Consider the following 24617-nt stretch of genomic DNA (forward strand, 5'->3'; position numbering starts at 1 on the left):
ACATACGGGCGGCGAGCCGATCTACAGGCGAGAGTGGAAAAGGTACTTTAAGCTGTGACAATAGCTACACTGTAGCGATTTCAGCTCGCCAGGAAGCGCTTCCCAAATAAGAACATATGAACGATGAACAACTAAATCGCAGAGCGAGTAGCTTAGAATGAGCAACTCAGTCGCCACGATGAAGTCATCGATGAGCACAAGGGCCGTCTCGCCAGGCTTGAACAAGTATCGGCGCAGCACTACAAGCGAGACCTACGCTCTCCAACCTGGAGCTCCGAGCTACTCGCTTCCAGGTCAGAGCCGCTTCGTCAGCTGGAGTAAGTACTGCCATTCCGAGCCTGCGTCCTGCGTCCGCTTCGCCTGGCGAGCTTTTAGAATTTCATGCACGTTTAGCCCGTATTTGTATGCCAGTGCAGAAAGTCCTCCAGCAGCCAGGTCTGCCAACGCAGTCCCAGCCAACCCCATCGTTAGGGCTCCGACCCCCTCCTGAATCGTGGGGACATCAAGGAATCGAGCCAGGGCTTTACTTGAAACTTCCCAGGTAGCAGCAGCCTTAGTCTGAGCCGCTGCCTTGGCCATCTCCGCCACAGTGGGGTGAACTTCGTCGCGCCAGTAAGCATCCACCCCTGGCAGGAAGTCTGCTTCAAGTGGAGATGATGCAATCTTGTCCTGGACGTGCCGCACTCCCCTAAAGTACCGGCCACGAAGATCTGTAAGTTCGGATCTGGCTTCAAGAATATTCTCCATGGAAGCATCGGGAAAAACTGGTAAGTGCTCGATAAATCTTGAGCCGACCCCGGCACGGGCAGAGTTGGTCAGAGCGACGTCCGACGGGGAGGCTTCACCATTTTGGGTAAGTTCTTCAGCCAGCAGGCGAATGTGATCATCGAGGAGTAGGTGCGATCTCGGGTTCTGCAAAAGCTCGGTAAGCAGAGCTGCTAAGTGTTCTGCATTCAAGTCGCTAGTCATTTCATCGCGAAATAAGCCGGCGGAGCCGAAAGTCAGCACACCGCTTTCCAATGCTTGGTCAATATCGTCCCCGCCATAGTTGCGCCAAGATTCCTCATACTGCCGGCGCATCTGGCTAGCAACCGAGTTGTACCCCGGACCAAGATATTGGTCGTAGATTTTCTTGGCTTCGAGAAATTCTGGACTGCTTCGTCGCTGTGCACGCGAGTGCTGCTTCTGGAAGGTTGCCAACCCACGTGTAACCCGCAAGATTTCCTCTACCTCGAACTGACTTCGTCCGACCAGATCAAAGCCCTTTTCCCTTTGATGCATCTCAAGTAATTTGATGACACCGTCTGCCCCTAATCGTGAAAGACCGATGAGCTTTTGTAGATGGAGGAGTGCCGGAGAAACAAGCTCGACCTGTCCCGCATAAAGCAAAGCCGAGCGGACCAAGCGGACTTCCTCCGCGACTCGACGTTGCCCCGCTAGGGTCGAGAAATCGAGGGCTGTACTATCGCCCAGAGCTACGACCACTACCGCTGGCAGATCCGCTTCACTCGACAACCGCTTAAGGTCTTTACGCTGATCTTTCGATTGCTTCTTAACCATAAATTGATGATAGCCAAGTACTGCTGCAGCATTTCTTTTCCGACGTAAATTTAGAGTACTCACTCCTAAATGCTGTGAGTCGATTTGATGCAGTAGTCAGGTATAGAGACAGATTGCCCCAATTGATCCCTCAGATAGGAGTCTTAGCCAATACTGGATTGTGACAATGCAGAAGCTCACCGAACGTCAGAAGGCGGTCCAGCTACAGAACGTCGACGGGCGTCCTGACAGCAACTGACCAGAAACTCACTACAAGATCTCAGCCCGCAGGATCGCAAGCTACGACCTAGTGAAGATCATAGGTTGAAGAGGAATGGAATAGCGATCTCAGATCACACAGCGTGGCAGGGCCACCCACTGCCAAGCTCATAACCCCAAAGAAGATCGCATCTCCCGCCCCTTGTCAGCCATATCAGCTAATCTGCTCGGGCCAACCGAACCCGTACTACCGGAAATCGCGGTAAGGCACCTTCCACGCGACGATGCCCGCGAATTCGGTCATGAGCACCAGTCTTAATGGACGTTTAGCTACCTAGCTATCGGCTCCACACAGACTCCGCAATGGCATTAACTTCCTCGTGGCGCTAGGCACCTACAATCTGGAGGGAAATTGTAGGCAGGCTATGTACAGCCACGGTTCCGACAAATTGCAGGTGTTCTGCCGGCCAGTACCGTCGAAGCAGCTCACCAAAACGCAGACATCATGAAGGCTACGGTTACAATAGATACTTGTGAGGCTCTTTGGTATCCACATACAAAGTAGCACTAGAATAATCCCAGCACGCTTATATAAAAAGTGCAGCACCAGCAACATTAGACTTATTGATTTATCCTATGCCCAAATAGCGCCACCGGGGCTCCTCCCAAGCTTCATTCTTGGCGAACTACTCGAATAGTTCGGCGATACAGTCTGCATTAATTCCCTTTAATTCATGCGGTTTAGTCAAACACTCAAACGGACTATGGCTATTAAAGACGAAGGCGCCCGTTACTTTCCAATCTGCATTCGCGTCGGAGGCTGACGGTATTTTTCGAACAGTTCCATGCTTTTCGTAAACTCGCCGGACTACCGCATCACTACTCGAACTAATTTCAGCTATCGATCTTTGTAGTTTCGGCACGAACTCATTTAAAAACCGATGAAGTTCGCCTTGGAGAGATCTGGCATTTTGATCAGACCTAATATTCTTAAACTCGAGTACATAAATCTCATTGTTCACAGCGTCGACAACAACCGCGTCGATCTCCCGCGATAGCGTTTCACCACCTACCCTTTCACGATTGTTGAGGCGTGCAAAAGGCATCCCGATCTCAGATAGCTTCGAATTCACATATTCCTCAAACTCGTCGCCTGTTTTTGTACTCCGGTTTTCCAGTGCTCTGTACAAATTGGGAGCAGTTTTTTGCAATACATTACGAGGTACCGGCCAATCTCCCTGACTCAGATACCTAAACCATCGCTGTAATGCTCCAAACGCCAGATCACGAATGATGTAGTACCGATGACCTCGCTGAAGAAGCGGGCTCGTCGCGGCTCTCCGCTTCTGATGGCGAGTGCCCCCGGACGAAGCTCATCTTTTGATATGTACTCGTCTGAAAAAGTCAGGTACCGCACCGCCTCAATTGACGTCCATTGCTTCTTTGGTTCAGGGACCTCGAAGACGATAAATTGCTTATCCAGAGCATCGCATTGGTTTTGAATCCAGCTAAAGACATTAATCAAGTCATGTAAAGAGAATTGAAGATCTTTCTCCATGGCGTCCGATATCTCTCGCAAGTCTGGGTGAACCCAATCCATTTCATCTTGATTTTGGCGGAAATGGTCAAGGTTAATTTCAAAGAGATCGATCGGACGATTTCTGAGGGCATCCCACCTTAGAAGATCCATATCACCGGGTACATACTCACACTGGATGCCCTGCCGAACCAGCTTTACCGACAGACTTCCAAGCATTGGCTTTCTCGTGCGTGACGACGTCGCGCTTTCAGCCAATTCTGATATGGTACGTAAAGTACAAATAGTCGAAAGCTTAAATCCTACATCTCTGATGTCTTCGACCTCTTTGGCGGACACCTTCTTAGCGCCGGTTTTGGATGCGAGAACTGCTCGTTCCAACGCGATGCGAGAACCATGCCCCATTGCCATCAACTCTAATTGGTTGGATTTCATAACCCCACTGATTAAAGTACCATTGCGTTCTGCTTCAGCGATTTCCTGACGATCGGCTGACATCATCCCCCTGGACATCTCAAATCCAAGTTCCATGATTAGTTCATCTATGTGGTATTTTTCAAACCGCTTATCCAAGAAGTAATTCAGTTCTTGCGTGACCTTTAGTAATAGCTCAGAACTCGAGAGCTCACTGCACGCATTATTTTTTACCCTCCGAATCACACTGTCTGGGAGGGAAATAGTAAATATATTGGCCATAAACTCAGACTAAATGAAATACGTACTAAAAAGATGAACTAGTGAATTAAGTCATGGCGTGAGGTGACGGTAAGTGAATTACCCAACTTCAAGGTGCCCTTTAGTAAATATCCGAGTGCGCAAATTAGTCGAAGCCGATATTTCCATGCGGGCTGCCTTAACGCTTTCCCTGAGCTCACCGCCCAGCACTGCAGTTGTTCAGCGGGCACTAGCGGAAGAGGATGACAGCTAAGGAAAGGAAGCACCCCGCTTCCGTCGCGCCCCTCACCTAAGATATTGCTATGCTTTGCCGTTCTACGTGGCCTACCTCCTACACAACGGTCATCGTCGCTTTAGTGGCGTACTGCGCAATAATTGTCTCGTTGACCATGCTTAAGGCGTTTTTCGTCATTGGCTTGTTATGGATACCGGAAAATCAGCGAGTACGTGGCCTGTCCTTGATACCGCTCAATGATTTGTGGGAGTCATCGAGTCTATTTACGCAAGTGTTTGGTTACGGTGGAAACTTCGCATTCTTCGTACCTTTTGGGGTGCTGGTCTATTTGCTTTGTGGCCGAATTGGGCAGACTACTCTTTTCGGCGCAGGATTCTCACTACTTATTGAAATCTCGCAGTACCTATTCCAACTGGGTTTTAGCGATATCGACGATTTTCTCTTTAATACGCTTGGCGCAGCAGCCGGAGCCTGGATCGCACAATGGGCTGGCCCGCGTGCACGATGGCTCTGGATCGCACTCACTGCCGTACTCGTAGTCGTATTTGCTGCCTTGGTCATCCTTGGGACTCGGCTAGGCGATCCGGATCGCGTAGCTGAGGTCAATGCCGCCAGTTACACTCTTGAGTATGGTTCGCCGTTATTTACTTGAACATAACGCACCTGATATCGATGACTACCTACGTCTGCGAGCTGATACTGGCTTGACTCCAAAGACGGCTAAGCAAGCAGAGCCGATCTTTGAGAATTCCTAGATGTGGGTGCGCGCCATTGAAAAAGACTCAGGGCAAACTGCCGGGATGGGTCGAGTTATTAGTGACTCCGGCTGGTGTTTCCTCATTGCTGATATGGCAACCGATCCAGCCCATCAACGCCGCGGAATCGGTCGCGCGGTACTCGAGGAACTCTTATCAGAGATTCTTACTTCCGCACCAGATAACCCATACATCGTCCTGTTAGCTGATGCGCCAGGTAGGCCGCTGTATCAATCAATGGGTTTTGTAGAGACTGCTCCGCACTCTATCGGAATGCAGTACGTGCCGGACAAGACTTCTACCCAGTGACTAGCTGATCGTACCCTTCGCCAGCGTGCGCTACTCGAGGAGCTCAGCAGACAATGACAAGAGCCAGTCAGCACGTTCACTGACTGGCTCTCATTTGTACCCCGTACGGGATTTGAACCCGTGTTACCGCCGTGAGAGGGCGGCGTCCTAGGCCGCTAGACGAACGGGGCATTAGGACGTGATATTGCTAATTTCTCAGCAGTAATCACTGCTGGCCTACCAGGACTCGAACCTAGAACGACGGTACCAGAAACCGCTGTGTTGCCAATTACACCATAGGCCATCATTGCTGTCAGAACCGGCTCTCACCGCTCTGTGCAACGGTTTATAACTATAACGATTATCTTGAACTAAGCCAAATCCCCAGTACAGAGCTAATTTCATGAATGTAATGCGCTTCGTACTGAGGGCTACTTGAACCGTAAAGAATTCAAGTAGCCGAAACCTAAGAAAGACTGACTACTCAGCGACCTGGAATGGAGTTACCGCACGTGCGGCATTAAGGCGTGCCAGGGTGGATTCCTTGCCTAGTAGGTCCATTGACTCAAACAGCGGTGGAGAGATAGCAGCGCCGGAGATAGCAACGCGCAGAGCACCGTAAGCCTTGCGTGGCTTGAGCTCGAGGTCCTCAATAAGCGCCTTGGTAAGAGCTGCCTCGATGTGAGGGGTGTTCCACTCCCCGACGGCTTCAAGGGCGGTAATGCCGGCCTCGAGAGGCTCGACTGCATCTTCCTTGAGGTTCTTCTTTGCGGACTTCTCATCCAGGGTGAGTTCTGCATCGGGGATTACGAGGAATTTGAGGAGGTCGTGGGCATCGGAAAGCACCTTGATTCGTGTCTGCACCAAGTCTGCCGCGATGGCGAACTTCTCACCGTCATAGTCTTCTGGGAAGTCGGTGTACTCCGTGAGGTAGTTGCGCAGACGGAATGCGAACTCTTCTGGATCCAACAGACGAATCTGGTCTGCGTTGATAGCTTCCAGCTTCTTCTGATCAAAGCGTGCCGGGTTGCCCAGAACGTCTTTGATGTCAAAGTTGGCTACTAAATCATCAATGGAGAAGATGTCCTGATCCGCAGACAGCGACCAACCCAGGAGCGACAGGTAGTTGAGCATGCCCTCTGGGATGATGCCGTTATCGCGGTGGTTAAACAGGTTGGACTGTGGGTCACGCTTGGACAGCTTCTTGTTACCCTCACCCATCACGAATGGCAGGTGGCCAAACTCTGGAGTGAAGTCAATGATACCAATCTGCTTCAGTGCCTCATACATAGCGAGCTGACGAGGAGTAGAAGACAGCAGGTCCTCACCGCGCAGAACGTGGGTGATCTGCATGAGAGCGTCATCGACTGGGTTCACGAGCGTGTAGAGCGGTGCGCCGTTAGAACGAGCCACCACGTAGTCCGGCTGGGTTTCCGACTTGAAAGTCATCTCACCACGAACCAGGTCATTCCAGGACCAGTCCTGCTCCGGCATGCGCAAGCGCCACACTGGCTGGCGGCCTTCTGCTTCAAAAGCAGCAATCTGCTCTTCGGTGAGCTCACGGTCATAGTTGTCATAGCCGAGCTTTGGGTCGCGGCCAGCAGCCTTGTGACGCTCTTCTACTTCCTCCGCAGTGGAATATGCCGGGTAAACCAGTCCTGCATCCTTTAGCTTTGCCAGAACATCCGCGTAGATGTCCATGCGCTGCGACTGACGGTAAGGCTCATGTGGACCACCAACATCCACGCCTTCATCCCAACCTAGACCGAGCCAGGTCAAGGAATCCAAAATAGCCTGGTAGGACTCTTCCGAGTCACGGGCGGCGTCAGTATCTTCAATGCGGAAAACAAGTTTGCCACCAGTGTGGCGGGCATAAGCCCAGTTAAACAAGGCAGTTCGCACCATTCCAACGTGCGGAGTACCAGTGGGCGACGGGCAAAAGCGTACGCGTACTTCTTGAGTCATACCGACAATGTTAGACCAGCCTGCTTTATTGCCTCCACAATGGGGAATAGCTTCTTCTTTTCCCAGGCGGGAGTGTGACAATCAACGTCACGACAATTTTTAGGGGACTTAATTTTATTACTCAACTACGCACGAAGTAATGTGGGTGGTTATGTGTGCCTCACGCCCTACGACCGCGCCTGATTTCCTGTTGTCCCGTGCAACGGGTTCTGTGCGTACCCAGGGCTCGGTGGCTTCCTACACGGATGTAGACAAAGCCATTGACGATATTGAGGCACAGCGCGTGGAGATGGTCGTGGGAGCTCTCCCCTTTGACCTGGATAAACCTGCCGCACTGACCGTTCCACAGACGATTGTCCGTGAACCAGGCGCTCTGGAACCACCGGCGTATTTCCGTCAGCAGAACCTGACTTCTGAAATCTCCGGCGTCGATCCTGACACCCATGAACACCTACGCCGCGTGGAAGCAGCTGTTGCCACCATCAACGCCTCCCGCCTGGAAAAGGTTGTCCTGGCGCGTGCCGTAGATATTGAGTTCAACGGCCCCGTTGACCCCATGCTGGTCGCCGCTCGACTGATTGACCTGTCCAATCACCGCGACGGCTTCGCCGCCGACCTCACCCCTGCCGGATACGACGGCGCCATGCTCGTCGGTGCCTCCCCTGAGGTCCTAGTAAAGAAGAAGGGCAACGTAGTCTCCGCCTATCCCCTCGCCGGCTCAGCTGCCCGTAGTGCCGACCCCGAAGAAGACCGCGCCGCCGGTGAGCAACTGCTCAGCTCCGCCAAGGACCTGCGTGAGCACGCCTTTGTGGTCAACCACCTGGCAGAAATCCTGGCGCCAATGTGTGACAGTTTCTACGCCCCAAACACTCCTCAGTTGATTCAAACCAACGAGATGTGGCACCTGGCAACACCGATCACCGGCACGCTAAAGAAGCCAACCACCACGGCCCTAGAACTGGCCGTGCGTTGCCACCCAACGCCAGCCATCTGCGGCACCCCAACCGCTGCCGCCAAGTCCCTCATCTGCACCGCTGAGACCGACCGCGGTTTCTATTCCGGTGCCGTCGGCTGGTGCGACGCCTCCGGCGACGGTGAATACATGGTTGCCATCCGCTGCGCCGAAGTCGCCGGTGACGGCCTCACTGCCCGCGCCTGGGCCGGCGGCGGCATCGTTGAAGACTCCGACCCCGAAGCTGAGCTCGCCGAAACAACCGCGAAGCTACAGACCATTGCTCGAGCGATGGGTATCCAGAACTTTTAAGCTCCATCGTCAATACTCCGTCATAAGACACCTCACTTCTCTGCGAGCACAAGTGGGACTCGATTGGAGTTACTAGGGATTTTCGCACGACGTCTAATGACTAATGCGCGGATCGAGATAGCCTCCGTTAGTCACCAAACGGTGATACGGAGGCTAAAAGCCAATACAGTCAGACCCCTACCTAAAGTGCATCTACCGAGAAACACTAGGACCGGTGCCTACGGGTGAATTTATCCACGTGAGCTAGTATTTCCGCTAAAAAGCTCGCAGCACGTCTTTTGTTAAACGGAGCAATCTCGATTCTTTGACACTGTTTGAATCAAACAGAGGAAGTTTCCAGAAATGAAACTGCCCTACTTCAATGGTTTCGGTGACTCGCTTGAATCTTCTTCATCGCTATCCCCAACAGATCCCGTGAGCTCAATGGATGTGTCGGCATAACCTTCGCCCGGATCGATTTCATCGAGTTGGCGGAGGGTTCCATCACGGACATCCTTAAACATATCTTTCCCGTACAAGGCCACCAGCATGAGAATACCTGCGGCAAATCCCCAAGCAGCACCTTGGGTCGCAAGAACTCCGGCTGTAATTCCAGCAATTCCCAGATCTTTCTGGTTCTTAGCCTCCATAATTCCCACACGGCACGAGACGAAGCCCTGGATAATTAGCGTAAGTGCCAGTCCCACCGCAAGAATCGGTTCGACGAACGTGACGATGGGGAGCAACCACAAGCCCGTATTGGTACCCCAGCGGAACGAACCTGTACCACCAAAGATTGACTGCATAGCACGCTTGCCCTGCTTGTAACGCTCAACGATCACTACATGCATTGCTGCCCACAATGGTCCGCACATGGCGATGTCTGGCCCAATCAGCGACATAATCATGTTTCTGCCACCGAAAAGCATGTGAGCACGCGACGGGTTGTATACGACAGCCTCGTCTGTACGAATATGGTCCGCTTCTTTGAGCACTGCATCGGATTGGAGAATATCGCCAAACACAACGATGTAGGCAGCAAGCACTGTCGGGATAGCGGTGATAAACATCACCAGTGGCGGAAAGCCTAAGCCGAATACTGTGTATTCATTCCAGAGGGTAACGAAGTCTGGTGATGAAAATCCCCACTCGATTTTCGGCCATGAAGTTTCGCCAACGATTGGCGCCACAAAAACTGCTACCAATATGGCCGGGAGAATTCCCAGGGATGCGAGTATTCGCCAGCCCACCGCTTTCTGTCGCAGTTGTGCGAATTGCTTGGAGTACATAAGGAAGAATGCAACCAATACCGCTACCGTGATTGTGACGGGGAATTCATGGAATCGGCCACCTGCTTGAAATACAGAAATAATTGCCGCTAGACCGGCACCGAGCACGATGCCAGCACGCAGACCAGAAGGCACAATCCTTACGACCTTGGTGGCAAGCCCTGTCACACCCAAGAATATGGAGAATATTCCCAGCATGAGCTGGAAGCTAATGAGAGCCCAAACTCTTTCTGGCCCCTCGTCAAATCCCTGAACATACACCATGAGCAGCGGAATCGCAGGAGTGATCCAACCAGGAACCACTGGATCACCCAGCATATGGTGAATTAGATATAGAAGGCCGTTCAGGACGACCACGGCAAGCGCTACCTCAAATGGCATTCCCAAGGCTTCAGTCATCAGCGGGATTGCACCAAGATCAACCACGCACATGAATAGGCCCTGAGCATAGTCTGGCCATTCAAACCGGTAATGGACGAAAGGCAAACGGATCTGGAACGGTCCAGCCTTCCAGTGCGGTGACTCTACACCAATTCCTTCGTCCGAATCGTAAACATCATTGTTCTTTTGATTCACTTCATTCTCCGTTTTTAGAAAGTACGCACCCGTGACTCACATCAAATTGGTCAAGGACTGCACTATTGCAATTGGCACTGGGCACAGGCAGAACACGCCAACCTCATTGAGGTCGCGTAGGGATATTCCAGGCGACGAAAAGAAAACTCACTCCCGCCTAGTCAAACGTGATGATCTGGCGAAGTGCCTCACCGGAAGCAAGATTGTCCATCGCCTCATTTATGTCCTCCAAATGAATGTGGGAGGAAATAAGGCCATCAACGTTGAGCTTGCCTTCGCGCCACAGTTGCTCGTAGACAGGGATATCTTTGGACGGAACGGATGAACCTAGGTAGCTACCATGAATTCGGCGAGCCTCAGAGGTCATGATCAGCGGGTCAAGGGTAATGGATGAGCCCGGTGCTGGCAGACCGACAGTGACAGTCAATCCTCCTGGAGCGGTCAACTTATATGCGGTCTCAAGTGCATTGGGGTGGCCCGCCGCTTCGACCACGGCTGAAAACCTCTTCCCGGATGTTTCTGCTTCCTCGGGGGTCATTGCAGTATTAGCACCTAGTTCGATTGCCTTCGCGCATTTTTCGGCCTGCATATCAATACCCACGATTTCTCTTACGCCGAGCGCCGCTGCGGTAATGATCGCAGACATACCTACTCCGCCAAGACCAACAACTGCAATGGTGTCTTCCGGTTTTGGGTTAATCTCATTGAGGACTGCCCCGCCACCCGTTAAAATCGCGCACCCGAAAATCGCCGCAATGTCAGACGGAACATCCTTACCAATTTTGACGATCGACTTTTCTGAGACGACGGCATAGGTTGCAAATCCAGAAACCCCCAGGTGATGCTGGATGATTTCACCGTCACGCGTAATGTGCCGGGTTCCGTTAATCAAAGTTCCGTCAGTGTTGGTCTTGGAACCAACTTCACAGGGAATCTTTCCGTTTGACTTGCATCCATCGCATTTTCCGCAGCGTGGAAGAAAGGTCATAACAACATTATCGCCAACCTCAAAGCCGTTGACTCCTGTACCAACGGACTCAATAACACCGGCGGATTCATGACCGATCAGCATAGGCAGTGGCCGTGGTCGATTGTTATTAACCACTGATAGATCGGAGTGACAAAGGCCAGATGCAGTTATCTTGACAAGAACTTCACCTTCGCTGGGTCCTGTCAACTGCATTTCGGAGATGACGAGAGGCTTGGATTCTGCGTAAGGAGCGGATTCCCCAGAGCGCTCAAGTACGGCACCACGAATGGTAATGGTTTCTGAAGTAGACACCAAATTCTCCCTTTCTTCTGTAACGACGGAATGATTGGTTAGGCGCATTAAGTTACCGCAGAAAAGTAATCTTCACCATAGGTTAGACATATGCAAACCTCTACTTAATTAAGTGGAACATGTAGAATTCTCTATTTAGGTACTCCTGATGGGTCACCGCCATCCTCGACCTATTTAGGCGGGACAGCCATGCAGGCCCTCTTGGAGCAGATTTCCGAATCGCGACAATGAGGTGGATTTCAGCAAATAACGAGCAAATAGCAGGAGAAAAACCGCATAGTGAGTTTTCTATCTCAAGTCTTAAACTTCATTAACGATGAATCAGGTGTGCCAGACTCCCTTTTCCAACGGCTGTCGCCCGACGAGCGACAGGCACTTCGAGAGTTTGAACTGGGATTCCGTTCGTCGCAACACTGGAAAGAGATCACCCAAGGAATACTTGCTGCGGCTGCCAACTTGTCTCGCAGCAAAGATAAAGAAGATGTCCTGGGCGACTTAGTAAAGTCAGCGCGATCAATCCTTCACGCTGATGTTGGCTACATCAGCCTAAACAACGGTGAAGACCACGATACTTCCGTGCTGGTCACTTCAGGCGTCGTCACTCAACAATTCAAGGACATCAAGATTCCACTTGGAGTGGGTGTATTGGGCATGGTGGCGTCTCGTCAAGGTAGCGCTTGGACCACTGATCACGCTTCAGACCCTAATGTAACTCACCTACCGGAGGTGGACGCCGCGGTTCAGGCCGAAGGCATTCGCGCCATCCTAGGAGCTCCACTCACCCGTAACGGGGAAATAATCGGTGCATTGATGGTTGGAGAGAGGCGGAAACGCGCTTATTCTCCCAACGAAATCTTAGTATTGGAATCCCTGGCTTCTCTAGCTTCTATTGCATTAGAAAAGGCTGAACTCATTACATCTCTAGAACAGTCTGTCGAGGCATTGCGCTCTGCCCATCAAAATCGCGAAGAACAGGTGAACGAACTCCAGTCACTTACCGACGTAGATGCAATTCTTACGCGTTTGCTAAATCAGGGAGCTCGACCTGAATCCATTGCCCGCTTCGTGTCTGAGCGGCTCAATACTCATACCTGGATATTCAATGAAGCCGGAGAGCTCTTAGTCGCTTTCCCTGATCAGAGTATTTCTTCGGAACTGGAGAAAGTGGTTTCTCGTGCCCAAAATGAAGAATCCTTCGTTACAGAAGCCGGCTATTCGGCCATTGCTCTTAGTGTTCATGAGCGGTCGCTTGGTGTGTTGTCCGTAGCCACGACGGTGGATGAAGCCGGCTCACGAATTGTTCACCGAGCTTCCGCAACTTTGGCTACTGCATTAGTTTTTCGGGAAACTTTGGCCGCGGCCGAAGCCCGACAAGTCGATGATGTGCTGCGAAAAGTTGTGGCGGGCACGGCTAGCCGTGAAGACGTCAATCGGTTGCGCAAATTGACCGGCTTTGATGTGAATGATTTCGAAAAAAGCTGCATTGTTTCAATTGAAACCGTGGACTTGGACTTAAGAGCCAGTACCGTGAATTCCGTACTCGCCGGAACAGGCATAGCGTTTTCCCATGAAAACCACATTTGTGCGCTGGTGCATTGCGCCGTGAACATTTCCCAAAAGAGTGTCGAAAGCGCAATGGAGCCGTTGCTGGATTGGGCAAACGCACGTCAAGGCGATTTGTTTATTGGAGCAGTGCCATTAGCGAGGGACTTGGAATCTATTTCCCGACAGCATGAAAAATCCTGCGCGCTCACCCGAAGCCTGAGGCAACTCAGCCTGACGGGTCGAGTGGCAATGCCAGACAGTTTTGGCAGCCTCGGATTGTTGCTTGGAGCCAGCTCGGAGTCTGTAGCGGACATCGTAGAAGCCACTATTGGAGAGCTACTCTTTTATGATGAGTCTCATAGCACTGAGCTCGCGCGAACTGCACTGGCGTACTTAGAAAAGAATCGCAATGTGGCAGATACAGCACGCGAATTGTACGTGCATGAAAATACGGTGCGGCAACGGCTAGACCGAATCAAGATCATCCTTGGTAGTGCATGGGCTGCAGGAACGAGCGCGTTGGACGTGCATTTAGCACTTCGAGCCTGGACGCTTTCAAATTCGACTGTAAACAGAGAGAACAAGCGTGAGTTCCACTAATTGAAAGTAGAAAGCTACGAATTCTTCATGAGCCAACAGCCATTGAATACTAGGCGACTTCTTTCGGCGAGAGACAAACATGCACGTCATCGCGAGTCAAGTCGCCAATCAGCACCAGGTTAATCAAGCTTTCACAAGTCGTCCACGGGCTGATCGAGAATGGAAAGGGCTTATTGCATAAAGCAAACTGCTCCCAACGCGGAGCCCCTTGACTGGGATATCGGGCTGGGAGCAGTTTGTTTTGGAGGTCGCTTAAGCATTCGCGATTGGGTTGGCGAGGATGCCGACCTTAGGGATTTCAATCTCGATACGGTCACCGTTGAACATTGGTGCGGTACCCGCTGGGGAGCCAGTGGTGATGACGTCACCAGGCAGCAGAGTCATGGACTGGGAGATCTCCGCGAGGATGCCGCCCATCTTCACAATCATCTGGTTGGTGTTGGAGTCCTGCTTCTGCACGCGCTCACCATCGTGGGTGAGATACGCGTTGATCTTGTGATCATCAAGATCCAGAACATCCAGGTCAGTCTGGATCCATGGGCCCAGTGGGCAGAAGGTGTCAATGCCCTTTGCGCGTGCCCACTGGCCGTCCTGGAACTGCAGGTCACGGGAGGAGACATCGTTGCAAATGGTGAAACCGAGAACGTGGTCTTTCCAGTTCTCCGGATCAATGTTCTTAGACACCTTAGAGATAACTACTGCCAGCTCGCCTTCGAACTCAACCTTGGTTGCGAACTCAGGGATCTTGATTGGTGCCTCAGGGCCGATAACGGCCGTGGATGGCTTGATAAAAATGGTTGGTGGCAGGTGCTCTGCTGATTCCTTAAAGACCTCAGCAACGTGGTCTGCATAGTTGCGACCCAATGCAACAACTTTGGTTGGCAAAGTAGGAGCTAAGAGGCGAACCTCGTTCAGCTTCCACTCACGGCCAGTTGGCTCTGGAGTGGTAAATGGGGTGCCGGCAATTTCTTTAGCTACAAGCTTGTCGCTCTTTGGGTCGTCGCTGTCGCCTTCAATAATGGCGAAGCAAATTCCGTCGGGGTGTGCAATTCGTCCTAAACGCATGTAGTCAATGCTACTAAATCGTATCTTTGCAAGTTTGCAAAGGATTGCAATTACATCTTTACAGCCCGGTTAATTGGGTTTTTGAAGCCCGATTGTTAAGTTTTCTGCGTGCCAACCAGACAATCTATCAATAGATAGAACGTCTGCCACAGTTGCCAGTCGTTTGCTTTTAGATCTGAAGATTCTTCTGCATATCTTTCAGTGTGCTCGGCGGGCGATGTGCGGCCATCGCGAGGTAGAGCTCCGCACAAGCCATGGCATCCGTTAGCGCATTGTGGTTGCGGTAATTGGGCAATCCATAGCGGCTGCGCACCCGGCTCAGCCGTAGGTCCTCACCACGCGGGAGGGTGCTCATTCGTTCCATGTGTCGGCGCTCTAGCGCGAAAGTGTCCACCACCTGTAGTTGTGGTACTTTCCCCCACAGCTGTTTGCAGGCATGCGAATAAAAAGCCGTCTCAATCGGCGCGAAGTGCGCGAGCATCGCCTTGCCCATCAGGTCCTTGGTGAGCATCTCCATGGCCTCTTCAAGCATGCAGCCATTTTCCAGGTCGCTATCGCGCAGGTGGTGGATTGTCGCTGAATTTCCGACCTCTACGCCTTTAATCAACACATACTTCGCGCCTGACAGCTGCACCCGGTTGTTAGCGATTGGTACCCAACCAATCGACACAATCTGATGCTGCTTGGGTTTGAGTCCTGTTGTCTCCATGTCGACGGCGAGGAGCTCGACATCATCGATGGGCGTACTCGGATCCGGCGCATTTAGGTCCAGCCACTTGTGGGCTCGAAGCACATCAAACAGTCCCATGTATCTCTTACCCTCCTAGATATTGCGGACTGGATACTTGGTGGCCAAAGCATTTTGCATGTTCTTGATAATGGAGAAGGCATCTCGCAGATTCTCCCGCTCCATGCCCGAGAGCTGCTTCGGATCGATGTGATAGTTCGGCTGCTGGCCCGCGCGAATCTGCGAAGCCTGGTGCTTCAAAGTAATTGAGCGCAAATAATCAAAAGCATCCAACAGATTCTGACTTCCCGCTGGGCTCACCGTCTTACCCGATGCCTGGCGCAGGCGTTCCCTGGTTTCCACCGAGGAATGCCCGGCAGACAGCGCATAGAGCCTCGCCATCTGCACGATGCCCGCGGTGCCGCCCTTCTTCACATCAAGGGTGTTGGCGTACTCGCCAGAACGCTCCACCACCAGGCCTTTAAAGAAGGTCAGCGGTGGTTCCCGGCGCGCTGCTAGTGATGCTAGATGTGCGTGCATGCGGCGCGCATTGGTTCCATGGCTAACTGCCGAGTCATGGACTTCTTGTCCGAGTTCGTTGCTGCCGGCTATCACCCGGAAGTCGAAGAAGATCTGCGCGTTTAACAGCGCATCTGGCTCTGGCGCGCCAATCCAGGTGGAGAAGGTCTTCTCCCATTCACTGACCGTCATGCGCCATTGCGGGTTCATGGCCATCATGTCCCCTGGGCACAACACCTGCCCTGCCCTATCCAGGCCCAGGCAAACAAACTCCGTGAGCTTCTGGAAGTAGGAGTTGTGGTCGGCGTGCACGAAATCATCGGAAAGCACCAATGCGTTGTCTTGGTCGGAGGCCAAGACCATCTCCCTGCGACCCTGGGAGCCGACTGCGACGAAAGCGAAGTCCACCGGCGGCTTGCCAAACTTCTCTATGCCAAGGGTGAACAACCGGCGCGCCACGGAATCTGCCGCGATAGTAATCATGCCTGCTGTCTCTTCCGGCGCCGCCCCGCTTTCAATGAGCTGGGCAACGACCTTGGTGGTACGAGTAAACGCATCCGCGAGCTCATCCACCGAATTCTTGCGCGACAAATCCGCGGTGAGAAACACCGGATCATTGTGCAGCAAACGCGCGATATCATTCTGCGTGACAATGCCTGTCACCGTGCCCTTATCCACCACGGGAAGGTGATGAATCTTGCGCTCTGACATGTACATGAGCGCCTCCATGGCCAAAGAATCCGAGCCCAGCGTGAGCAAATCTTTGGTCATGACATCCGCCACCGGCCGTGCCGTATCAACCCCCTGTGCGACTACCCGGCCGCGCATATCGCGATCCGTAATGATGCCAAGGAGCTCATCGCCCTCAATGACCAGCAAGGAGGACACACTGTATTCCTCCATGCGCTGCGCCGCCTCCCGAATGCTCAAATCCGGCGGGCAGGAGCGCGGCTTCGCAATCTTGACGTCATGGATATGCGTGCGCAGCACATTGGTATTCGCGCCGGCATTAGTAATCTCCTCCGCCGCCGCGCGGATACGCCGCGACTGCGAGGAATAAAAGCGCGAAATATCCGGATAGTGCTTGGACAGCTGCATGAACACCTCACGCGGCATCTCATACACCAAGGAATCCTCCACCGCCTCCATGCGGTAGCGCGAGGCATTAGTTCCCATCAGCGTGGAGTACCCGAAAGTCAGCCCCGGATCGCGGCGGTCTAGCAGCACATTATCCGGGCCCAAAATATCAATGGCACCTGAGCGGATAATGCGCAGGTGATCATTGGCTTCCTCAAAATCCAGCACGATCTCCCCGCGCCGGATATAGCGCACCGTCAACTTGGATGCCAGCGCCGCCAGCTCCTCCTCCGGCAAATGCCGGTAGGGCTCAATGGACGCGAGGAAGTTTTGAACCTCTTCTAATTCGACGCTCATGCGCCTTAGACTACTGGTAAGACACGAACCATGGGCGTGGATTGACCCCATAAGTTTGGGTTGGGTCAAACATCGGGGTGTCTTCATCAATGAAGTTCTTCCACGCCATGAAGAAATCAGGGCTCAGGCCTTCACGCATGGCGTTCCAGGTATCCAGCTTCTGCCCGGCGTCACCATGTCCATCCGCGTGCAGGATAAACGACAACTCTGGGTGGTCTGTGCGAATCTGGTCCCTATCGCGCAGCATCTGCAACTGGAACTGGTGCAATATAACGCCCTTTTGTGGCAGCTCATTATCTCGGACCAGCTGCGCCAACCACTCGGTGACCTCATTGACCTCTTCGGCCTCCACATGGCCCACGTTGGTCATTGGCACCTCATCCGGGCCAATCTTCCACTCTGGGTCCAACGCCAAGCCCACGTTGGGGTGCTTGAGCAAGTCCTCATACATCTTTGCCTGATCAAGCAGGCGCGCGCGCCCTGGCTGCAAGTCCAAGAAGGCATAGCCGCCGGCTTCTGTAATCGCGTCAACGTATGGGCGCAGCTCGTCTGGGTCTGACTCATTGCTGTAGTCACCATCTCCACCAGGCGCATCTGATGCCACCGTTGCAATAATCTCAAACGCCGGCACCACCGGATAGTCCGTGAGCTCCTGGTACTGATTGGCATAATCCTGCGCCAGCTTCACCGCCTCTTCTGGGTTCTGCTCCCCCATCACACCCAGCGCCGCACCGGATGGATGGCCGTACAGCGCCACCATGCGACGGCCTGGGAACACCAGTCCGCCACCGCCTGGCAGCTCACCATTAGCCGCCAGCTTGACCTGGGCATCAAATTCTTCCTGCGTGCCAAAGCCGGCCCCCAATGCCACCGCATTGCCTTCTGCAATAGCCGCCATCGACTCCGACGTCGCACGCGGATCAGCTGCCGCCAACACCTGCACCGGCGCACCCGCCGCACGTGCTGTAGCCACCTGCGCCACATTAGTCCCCGGTCCAACGAGCACCTGCGGCATGCCATCTTGGCCATCATTCGGACCTTCTAGCGCCGCCAGCTCCGCCATTGAGGTCGGTGCTGCATTTACATTCGCCGCGTCACCTTCGGTAGCCTCCGCATCCTCTGCGGAATCTCCCTCTTGCGCGCCGCCGACCTGGAAGTCAATATCCGTATCCGCCAGCGCCGGGTCCGCACTCAAATCAAGACCCCACGCAATAACTTCCTTCGGCGCGAGCTCTTTAATCTTCGCCTTGGCTTCTTCGCCGTCTGCACCATCAGGGATGATCATCATCGGCGCACCGGCATTAACCGCCGTCTGTGCCGCCGCATACTGATCCGCTTGTTCCGCGCCCGCGACCATCAACTGCTCCGATGACGGATCATTGTCTCCCGCATCTGCCGGGAAGAAGTGCTGCGCCGCCGCCACACCAGACGGATCTGCATCCGACAATGCCGTCGGCGAATCCACCGCAAAGCTTGGCGCTGTTGGCGCATCCTGCGACGCCGACTGCCCATCCTGAGCGTTGTCATCACCGGAAGTAAACACGCTGCACGAAGCGACCATCAAGGCCGCAGCCACAGTCGCCACGACCACACGACCCCGACGCCGCAACTGACGGCGACCAGCTACTGCGTTGGTACGGTCTTCGGCCTGCGAATTAGAAACAAATTGAGTGTTCATCAGTTGCCAATGTTACTGCCGTGGCACGTGTTTATCCGTAACGCCAAGGGGCCAGGGGTAAACACTTCGATAACAAAGCTCCCCCTACGGGACTAGCCCTCAGTAGAACGACCAAGCAATCGAGCCTTTTCCTCATCCGAAATCTCACGCGATTCACGGTTGATGACGTAGCGGCGAACAAAGATCCATACCGCGGGCACACCAATGAGCGCAAAGAGTGCCAGGGCGTACCACAGCACCGCCGCGATACCCGTTTCCACAGTGACTGACATGAGGTAAATCCCCAATGCAAGGACAAAACTACCCAAAGCCATCAGCGAGATCTCTCCGACTCCGAAGGTAGTGTGAAAATGAAGATTGCGCAGGCTCTTCTTGTACCCCACCGATGCATCATTGCTAGACACGATGCCCTTGTCTGCCCCGAAGTCATGTCCCTGCGACTCCAGTTCATCAAACAGCCGCGCTGCTTCCTGCAATGCTTTTGCTCGCTCGAGCTCATCAGACACCGAGAACCGCGATAACAATGTGTAAAGCATGACTATCGCCGAAACAACCAAGCCTAAAAGTTCAATGACATCAAGTGACATGTGCAATCTCCCAGTATTACAAAGCTCTTAAATCTCCGCTACTGACAGCGGCGTCTACCGCCCAGGGCCCACTGCGGGTACACGGCCGGGTAAAGGCCCCAAATATATGAGTATTCCCCGTCCTGGCTTCAGATGTTCCTGAGCCAAGACGGGGAATAATGCGACCCCTTCTTCGAAGAGGCCCTCTTAGTGCTGCGACTAATTAGGCAAGTGCTGCTGCGATGCGGTCGCCGACCTCAACGGTCTTGACCTGTGCGTCGCCGCGGGCGGAGACATCTTCCGCCACTGCATTTTCAATGCGCTGTGCGTTGTCTTCATCGCCCAAGTGGCGCAGCATCAACGCTGCGGACAGGATTGCTGCGGTTGGGTCAGCAATGCCCTGGCCGGCGATATCCGGTGCGGAACCGTGTACTGGCTCGAACATGGATGGATTAACGCCAGAGGAGTCAATGTTGCCGGAGGAAGCCAGGCCAATGCCGCCTGCCACTGCACCAGCAAGGTCAGTGAGGATGTCGCCGAAGAGGTTATCGGTGACAATAACGTCATAACGGGATGGGTCAGTAACCATGTAGATGGTGGCCGCGTCAATGTGGTTGTAGTCCACCTCAACATCTGGGAATTCTGGTGCGACCTCATCAACGGTGCGCTGCCACAAGTCACCAGCGTTGACCAACACGTTGGTCTTGTGCACCAAGGTCAACTTCTTACGGCGGTTCTGCGCGCGGCTAAAGGCATCACGCACAACGCGCTCCACACCATAGCGGGTGTTCTGAGAAACCTCAGAAGCCACCTCATGCTCAGTCCCCTGACGCAGGGTGCCGCCGTTGCCGGCGTACAGACCCTCAGTGCCCTCACGCACAACCACGAAGTCAATCTCGCCTGGGTTAGCCAAAGGAGAAACCGCGGTTGGGTACAGCTTGGATGGACGCAAGTTCACGTGGTGGTCCAGCGCGAAGCGCAGCTTCAACAGCAAACCGCGTTCCAGGATTCCTGGCGGAACCTTGCCTGGTGCACCAACCGCACCCAGCAAGATAGCGTCATGTTCACGCAACGAAGCCAGGTCATCATCAGTGAGCAGCTCACCGTTGTTGAGATAACGCGTTGCGCCGAGATCAAAATCAGTAGTCTCAATATCATCGCGTACAGCGCGCAGTACCTTTACTGCTTCCGCTGTAACCTCTGGGCCGATTCCGTCGCCGCCGATAACCGCAAGTTTCATTATGTGAAACACCTTTCTCATAGGGTGGATAAAACTAGCTTAGTGGAACTACCCACGAGTTGCTAGCATTACCCACCTTTGATCCTCACCTCTCCCTTTTAAGTAGCGTAGATTCGAAAGTATTGCCCGCACGGGAACTAATTCCGAACGCTGAAAGCAGGCACGCAACATGGACATAGGATTCAACGCCGGCCAATTCTTATGGGGAACATTCATCTTCGCGGTTGTCCCCACCACATTCATCATGCTGCTGGTGTTTGATACCTCGCAGCGTTTGAACAGGAGGCGTGGAGAGATTGACCCCTCGACGGGCACAGCCAAAGGCACGCCAAAGCGCTTCATGCCAGTATCTGGCATGGCGCTGGCCTTTCTTGCCGGACTTGTATCGGGCTTGCTCTGGTTGACCTGGGACGGCAGCTCAGGGCCAGTGAACTTCTTCCAGCACGGGATGTCCAATCAGTTCATGGTGTGGCAGGTCATCTGCTGTGGCATCACCATCATTGCCCTCAGTGGATTAGTTACCCCCAAGTACTCGCGGCGCTCGGGCGTCCTCCCTACCGTGACGGTCTTCAGCGCCGCGGGCTTCACCACGTTCTTCTGCTTCGGAGTCTCCTACGGTGTCAGCACCCAGGAGGGCGTGGGGGTGCTCTTCTCTTACGCGGGCATGAACCTCATGCTTTTAATCACCAACGGAATCCTGCTCGCGCTACTGAGGTCGCGCGGCTCACAATCAGAAGGCCCTCTCTAAGAGAGGGCAAAACTAAAGAAACGCCAGACATCGTCAAGCAATGCTGGCGTTTCTTTCTGCCTGCTTAAGTCTCTAACCAACCTGAGTCGATTTCAAGCCCTAAGCAATGGCTTTTATGTTTCTTAAGCGTCGAAGTTGACCTGGAGGGACGTAGCTTCGAGCTTGTCCTGGATGTCGGCGATGAGCTCATCGTTGACCTCGCGCTCGACGCGAAGAATAAGCACTGCGGCGTCATCCTTCTTACCCTGGGTCAAGGCAGCTGCCTGGATGTTGATGCCGGCGCCGCCGAGAACGGAACCAACAACACCCAGCGCACCTGGGCGGTCAGTGTAGGAGAAGAACAGGTTGCGGCCGGTAGCACGCATATCAACGCCGCGGCCATCAATGCGAACAATCTTCTCAACGCCGTCAATGCCCGTCAATGCGCCCTCAAGAACCGAGGTGTCGCCGTCAGCCGAAATGGTCTTAACGCGGACAGTCGAGTTGTGGCCCTTTGCTTCCTCAGTGGAAGAAACCTTGACGGTGACGCCACGGGATTCAGCGATGGACATAGCGTTGACGAAGGTAACTGCCTCGCTGGTAACACCGGAGAACAGACCGCGGACTGCGGAGAGGCCAAGGACCTCAACGTCCTCGGTGGAGAGCTGACCGCACGCGGTGACCTCAATAGCCACTGGTGCTGAGCGCAGCAGCTTGCCGGAAGCCAAGCCCAACTTGCGAGCCAAGTCGAGCCAACCTGCAACCTCTTCGCCGACGCGACCGCCAGAAACGTTGACTGCGTCTGGCACGAACTCGCCAGCCAGTGCCTTCAGCACGGACTCAGCAACGTCGGTACCAGCGCGGTCCTGCGCCTCAACGGTGGAAGCACCCAGGTGTGGAGTGACAACAACCTGTGGAAGCGCAAACAGCGGGGAATCCGTGCAAGGCTCAGTGGAGTACACGTCAAAGCCCGCACCCCAGTGGTGACCGGCCTTAATGGAATCAGCCAAAGCCTGCTCATCAACCAGGCCGCCACGGGCTGCGTTGATGATGATCTGGCCCTTCTTTGCCTTCGCAAGCAACTCCGCGGAGAACATGCCAGCGGTCTCAGGGGTCTTTGGCAGGTGGATGGTGACAAAGTCAGAGCGGCTCATCAGCTCTTCCAACTCCACCAGCTCCACGCCCAGGGATGCTGCACGTGCTGGGTTTGCATATGGGTCATACGCGACGATTTCGGTCTCAAATGCCTTCAAGCGGTGCGCGAAGAGCTGACCAATGTGGCCAAAGCCGACAATGCCGACGGTCTTGCCGTAGATTTCCACGCCCTTGAAAGAAGAACGCTTCCACTCGCCCTCACGCAAAGTGGCATCAGCCTGAGGTATCTGGCGTGCGGTGCTCAGCAGCAGCGAGATTGCGTGCTCACACGCGGAGTGAATGTTAGAAGTAGGTGCGTTAACAACCATGACGCCGCGTGCAGTAGCTGCAGGCACATCAACATTGTCCAGACCCACGCCTGCGCGGCCGACAATCTTCAGGTTATTAGCTGCTTCCAGAACTTCTTCATTCACGGTGGTAGCAGATCGAACCAGGAGGGCATCTGCCTCTCCTACTGCTGCGAGCAGTTCATCACGGTTTGGTCCATCAACCCAGCGGACCTCAACGCCGTCTCCCAACGCTTCGACGGTGGATGGGGCAAGTTTGTCGGCAATTAAAACGACCGGCTTCGACATGTTCTACGATCCTTATGGAAATTGGAGTGATCAGTGGCTCGTGATCAGTGGCGGTACATCAATTCAAGGTCACCGTAGTGACCGTGCAGTGGGAATTGGGCGGCGCACCAGAGCCTATCGAGTAGTCTATGACAAGAGTTGTGGTCTGTCGTGCTGCTAGCTCATGGACTCAGCTGACGTCGGAGAATTCCAACCTTGCCTAATCCTATCGGTTAACAGGTTGGTATCCCCAAACTGGGGGCTTAGTGCAACCAAAGGTCCGTTTTCCAGACCCGAAACCAGCGCCATTTGCTGCTTGGAATCTCGCGGATCACCGGTTGGCATAATCCACACATCACCGCCCCAGGCATTAGCATTCGCGATAGATGCCACCGAGGATTCCGGGGTGCCAATAATGACCGGTGACATGCCAGAATCACGGCGCGACTGTGCCGGAATTGGTTGAGTCTCCCACTGTTCCTCGCGATACAAAGGCTCCCACGCAGCCTTCAACTCAGTATGCGCTGTGGGATCCAAATCAGCGACAGCCTGCGCCATATCCTCCGGAGCAGCAACTACTTGGCTGGTGAATTGAAAGGCCGTCATCTCCCCCAATGCACTAGTTGTACCCGGGTCATGCAGAATCTCAATCTCGCCGCTCGTAGCCGCGAAAGGAACTTTACCTACAAGCAAAATACGCGTGGTTCCAAGGTGGTCCATCTGCGCGATAAGCTCGCTGCGAATCGAGTCATCATATGTCACCATCGGCGCGCGCTGCGCCACCGCAATGGATGCCGCACGCAGCTTCGCCGAGTCTGTGTTTTCTGAGATGACGATGGAGTTCGACCCAGCAGGCCCAAAGAACAACTCCACCGATTCCAGCCCCCACGGGTCCGGCAGAACGTGAACCTCATCGCGGAACTGCTCCTGCACCAAACGGTTGTGGTTCTCAGTCTCAGCCTGAGAGAGGCTTATCTGATCATCTTCCAAGCTAAACACCGCCCGTGTCACCACTGGCTCAGTCTGGCGAAAACACGAAGAAAGACTTAACACCATACCGGCGGTCAGGACAGCTGCGATTGCTTTGGTGAAACTCCTATTGCGCAACCGCCCTATCCCTTCTCATCTCTGTTTTCGCTTCTGCTTGTTGCAGACAATGGTGAACCGTCTACTCGGGTTCAAGATACTACAAAGAGCTCCTTGT

The 24617-nt window shown here is 53.7% G+C and carries 18 protein-coding genes and 2 tRNA genes; 5 read left to right on the top strand and 15 right to left on the bottom strand.

Features of this window, described 5'->3' with window-relative positions; all coding sequences use genetic code 11:
* Positions 1–294 precede the first annotated feature (294 nt).
* Positions 295–1560: a hypothetical protein gene (locus CCASEI_RS08225; RefSeq protein WP_025387664.1), complete on the bottom strand. Its 1266-nt coding sequence runs from the start codon at positions 1558–1560 to the stop codon at positions 295–297.
* A gap of 1441 nt (positions 1561–3001) precedes the next feature.
* Positions 3002–3991 carry a hypothetical protein gene (locus CCASEI_RS08235; RefSeq protein WP_025387666.1) on the bottom strand — a complete coding sequence of 330 codons (990 nt, stop codon included), beginning with the start codon at positions 3989–3991 and terminating at the stop codon, positions 3002–3004.
* 281 nt (positions 3992–4272) lie between these two features.
* On the opposite strand from CCASEI_RS08235, the gene CCASEI_RS08240 reads away from it, so the two are divergent.
* Both CCASEI_RS08240 and CCASEI_RS08245 read left to right on the top strand, forming a co-directional pair.
* Positions 4273–4857, top strand: coding sequence for a VanZ family protein (locus CCASEI_RS08240; protein ID WP_025387667.1), 585 nt, complete (start codon positions 4273–4275; stop codon positions 4855–4857).
* A 109-nt stretch (positions 4858–4966) separates the two neighbouring features.
* Positions 4967–5269 carry a GNAT family N-acetyltransferase gene (locus CCASEI_RS08245; protein WP_196776652.1) on the top strand — a complete coding sequence of 101 codons (303 nt, stop codon included), beginning with the start codon at positions 4967–4969 and terminating at the stop codon, positions 5267–5269.
* A 97-nt stretch (positions 5270–5366) separates the two neighbouring features.
* On the opposite strand, the gene CCASEI_RS08250 is transcribed toward CCASEI_RS08245, so the two are convergent.
* The 3 genes from CCASEI_RS08250 to gltX form a co-directional block, all read right to left on the bottom strand.
* Positions 5367–5439, bottom strand: a tRNA-Glu gene (locus CCASEI_RS08250).
* Between the two features lie 41 nt (positions 5440–5480).
* Positions 5481–5552, bottom strand: a tRNA-Gln gene (locus CCASEI_RS08255).
* Positions 5553–5728: 176 nt separating this feature from the next.
* On the bottom strand, positions 5729–7213 hold the full coding sequence (gene gltX / locus CCASEI_RS08260; RefSeq protein WP_081748474.1) for a glutamate--tRNA ligase: 1485 nt from the start codon (positions 7211–7213) through the stop codon (positions 5729–5731).
* Positions 7214–7364: 151 nt separating this feature from the next.
* On the opposite strand from gltX, the gene CCASEI_RS08265 reads away from it, so the two are divergent.
* Complete coding sequence (locus CCASEI_RS08265) at positions 7365–8477, top strand: isochorismate synthase (RefSeq protein WP_025387669.1); 1113 nt, start codon at positions 7365–7367, stop codon at positions 8475–8477.
* A gap of 353 nt (positions 8478–8830) precedes the next feature.
* On the opposite strand, the gene CCASEI_RS08270 is transcribed toward CCASEI_RS08265, so the two are convergent.
* Together CCASEI_RS08270 and CCASEI_RS08275 are read right to left on the bottom strand one after the other, a co-directional pair.
* Positions 8831–10321 (bottom strand): permease family protein, encoded by a 1491-nt coding sequence (locus tag CCASEI_RS08270; protein WP_025387670.1) that lies wholly within the window; start codon positions 10319–10321, stop codon positions 8831–8833.
* A 157-nt stretch (positions 10322–10478) separates the two neighbouring features.
* The gene (locus CCASEI_RS08275) at positions 10479–11585 is read right to left on the bottom strand and encodes an alcohol dehydrogenase catalytic domain-containing protein (RefSeq protein ID WP_025387671.1); all 1107 of its coding nucleotides are present in this window, start codon (positions 11583–11585) and stop codon (positions 10479–10481) included.
* Between the two features lie 297 nt (positions 11586–11882).
* On the opposite strand from CCASEI_RS08275, the gene CCASEI_RS08280 reads away from it, so the two are divergent.
* On the top strand, positions 11883–13748 hold the full coding sequence (locus CCASEI_RS08280; protein WP_025387672.1) for a helix-turn-helix domain-containing protein: 1866 nt from the start codon (positions 11883–11885) through the stop codon (positions 13746–13748).
* 252 nt (positions 13749–14000) lie between these two features.
* On the opposite strand, the gene CCASEI_RS08285 is transcribed toward CCASEI_RS08280, so the two are convergent.
* The 6 genes from CCASEI_RS08285 to CCASEI_RS08310 all read right to left on the bottom strand — a co-directional run bounded on the left by CCASEI_RS08285 (position 14001) and on the right by CCASEI_RS08310 (position 20977).
* Positions 14001–14813: a fumarylacetoacetate hydrolase family protein gene (locus CCASEI_RS08285; protein WP_025387673.1), complete on the bottom strand. Its 813-nt coding sequence runs from the start codon at positions 14811–14813 to the stop codon at positions 14001–14003.
* A 169-nt stretch (positions 14814–14982) separates the two neighbouring features.
* Complete coding sequence (locus CCASEI_RS08290; protein ID WP_025387674.1) at positions 14983–15621, bottom strand: exonuclease domain-containing protein; 639 nt, start codon at positions 15619–15621, stop codon at positions 14983–14985.
* A 15-nt stretch (positions 15622–15636) separates the two neighbouring features.
* Entirely contained in the window at positions 15637–17493 is a 1857-nt protein-coding gene (locus tag CCASEI_RS08295) for a DUF294 nucleotidyltransferase-like domain-containing protein (protein WP_025387675.1), read from the bottom strand.
* 10 nt (positions 17494–17503) lie between these two features.
* The gene (locus CCASEI_RS08300) at positions 17504–19171 is read right to left on the bottom strand and encodes a hypothetical protein (protein WP_025387676.1); all 1668 of its coding nucleotides are present in this window, start codon (positions 19169–19171) and stop codon (positions 17504–17506) included.
* Positions 19172–19263: 92 nt separating this feature from the next.
* Positions 19264–19758 (bottom strand): cytochrome c-type biogenesis protein, encoded by a 495-nt coding sequence (locus tag CCASEI_RS08305; protein WP_025387677.1) that lies wholly within the window; start codon positions 19756–19758, stop codon positions 19264–19266.
* A 202-nt stretch (positions 19759–19960) separates the two neighbouring features.
* Positions 19961–20977: a 3-isopropylmalate dehydrogenase gene (locus CCASEI_RS08310; protein WP_025387678.1), complete on the bottom strand. Its 1017-nt coding sequence runs from the start codon at positions 20975–20977 to the stop codon at positions 19961–19963.
* Between the two features lie 169 nt (positions 20978–21146).
* Between CCASEI_RS08310 and CCASEI_RS08315 the strand changes: the two genes are divergently transcribed.
* Positions 21147–21725: a hypothetical protein gene (locus CCASEI_RS08315; RefSeq protein ID WP_025387679.1), complete on the top strand. Its 579-nt coding sequence runs from the start codon at positions 21147–21149 to the stop codon at positions 21723–21725.
* Positions 21726–21847: 122 nt separating this feature from the next.
* Here CCASEI_RS08315 and serA read toward each other — a convergent pair whose 3' ends face one another.
* Positions 21848–23434: a phosphoglycerate dehydrogenase gene (serA, locus tag CCASEI_RS08320; protein WP_025387680.1), complete on the bottom strand. Its 1587-nt coding sequence runs from the start codon at positions 23432–23434 to the stop codon at positions 21848–21850.
* Between the two features lie 156 nt (positions 23435–23590).
* Positions 23591–24520: a hypothetical protein gene (locus CCASEI_RS08325; protein ID WP_225868390.1), complete on the bottom strand. Its 930-nt coding sequence runs from the start codon at positions 24518–24520 to the stop codon at positions 23591–23593.
* Positions 24521–24617: the final 97 nt, after the last annotated feature.

Origin of the sequence: Corynebacterium casei LMG S-19264, assembly GCF_000550785.1 — a bacterium.
In the GTDB taxonomy this organism is placed as follows: domain Bacteria; phylum Actinomycetota; class Actinomycetes; order Mycobacteriales; family Mycobacteriaceae; genus Corynebacterium; species Corynebacterium casei.